The 1,449-nt window shown below is 73.7% G+C and carries 2 protein-coding genes; one reads left to right on the top strand and one right to left on the bottom strand.

What is annotated here, in order from left to right:
- Window positions 1-903, bottom strand: a 903-nt coding sequence (locus ACFWEK_RS21605; RefSeq protein ID WP_430555373.1) for an FKBP-type peptidyl-prolyl cis-trans isomerase, incomplete at its 3' end; no start/stop codon positions are given.
- 129 nt (window positions 904-1,032) lie between these two features.
- Here ACFWEK_RS21605 and ACFWEK_RS21600 point away from each other — a divergent pair.
- Window positions 1,033-1,332, top strand: coding sequence for a hypothetical protein (locus tag ACFWEK_RS21600; protein ID WP_430548379.1), 300 nt, complete (start codon window positions 1,033-1,035; stop codon window positions 1,330-1,332).
- The last annotated feature ends 117 nt before the right edge of the window (window positions 1,333-1,449 follow it).

The raw sequence follows: 1,449 nt of genomic DNA, 5'->3' as shown, positions 1-1,449 counted from the left end.
CTTCTCGGCGCCGTACGCCTGGTCGGCGGGGATGACGAGCAGCACCTGGCTGCCGACGGTCTGGCCGGCGAGGCCGTCCGTCCAGCCCGGGATGACCTGCTGGAGCGAGAACGAGCTCGGCGTGCCGCGGTCCCACGAGGAGTCGAACGACTTGCCGTCGAGCGTCCAGCCCGTGTACTGCGCGGTGACCGTCTGGTCCTTCTTGACCTTGGCGCCGTCGCCCTTGATGAGGGTCTGAGCGACGAGGTCCTTGGGCGCCTCGTAGCCGTCGGGGATCTTCACCGAGGGCTTGCCGGAGTCGTCGAGCGTGACCGTCGGCAGGCCCTTCTCGGGCTCGACGGCCGTGCCCTCGGCGCGCGTCGGGATCTTCGTCGCGTCGGTGATCTCGACGAGGTTGACCATCGTGGCCGTCGAGCCGTCCTGCCCCTGCACGGGGTTGGCCACGAGGAGGCGCGTCCCGACCTTCTGTCCGGTCAGCGGCTCGGTGAGCACGCCGTAGTTCGCGTCGCCGAGGATGAAGCTCTGCGGGGCCTTCTGCTCCCAGGTGGACCCCTGGGTGGAGCCGTCGGTGCCGAGGAAGGCGACGGTGTCCATGGTGATCTTCATGCCCTCGGCGAGGTCGGCGCCGTCGCCCTCGTCGATCACGCGCGACGTGGGCACCGAGACCTCGAGCGGCGTCTTGAAGGTCACCTTCGGCTCCGCGCCGGCCTTGCCCTCGACCTTCACGGTCTCGAGCGCGGCGACGTCCTCCTTCGTCGGCTCGGGAGCCTCGGTGGCCGGGGACGACGACGCGGAGGCCGACGGCGTGGCGCCGTCGCCGGAGGAGTCGTCGGCGCAGGCGGTCAGGGTCAGGGCCGCGGCCAGCGCCAGCGTTGCAGCGGCGGCGGACGTGCGGAGCTTCACGGGGAGTCCTTCGGTCGGCGGGGACGAACCGGGCCACTGTAACGGCCCGACCTGACCGCGCCGTCCAGGGTCCGCCGGGGCACCGGCCGGGCGGACCGGTCCGGCCCGCGTCGCGCGACAATGGTTGCCATGCCGTCCCGCCGACCCTCCCGCAAGCGCCCCTGGGGGGCGGAGACCCCGCCCCTCGACCTCGACCGCGCCCTCGGCGGCGTCCGGCGGGAGAGCGCGGCGGACGGCGAGTGGACGGTGCGCCGGTTGCGCGGCGGCGACAAGGCCTACCGCTGCCCCGCGTGCCGCCAGGAGATCCCGGCCGGCACGCCGCACGTCGTCGCCTGGCAGCGCGACGTCGTCGGCGGCGAGGCCGCGGGCCTCGAGGACCGTCGGCACTGGCACTCCTCCTGCTGGGAGCGCCGGGCCCGGCTGCGCTGAACGGCGCCGCAGGACCGGCCAGGAGCGCCCGGCCGAACTACGCTGGACGCGATGAACGACGACACCATGGACGACGCAGCGGGCCGTGACGCCGGGCAGGACACCGGCCACCAGATC

Origin of the sequence: Isoptericola sp. NPDC060257 (assembly GCF_042726645.1) — a bacterium.
GTDB lineage: Bacteria > Actinomycetota > Actinomycetes > Actinomycetales > Cellulomonadaceae > Isoptericola > Isoptericola nanjingensis.
Note: the sequence above shows the minus strand (reverse complement) of the source record. Positions and strands in the feature narration are given on the sequence as shown.

Bases quoted from the DNA above. Each gene is read 5' to 3' on its own strand.
- ACFWEK_RS21600 (WP_430548379.1), top strand. From the start codon at position 1,033: ATGCCGTCCCGCCGACCCTCCCGCAAGCGCCCCTGGGGGGCGGAGACC.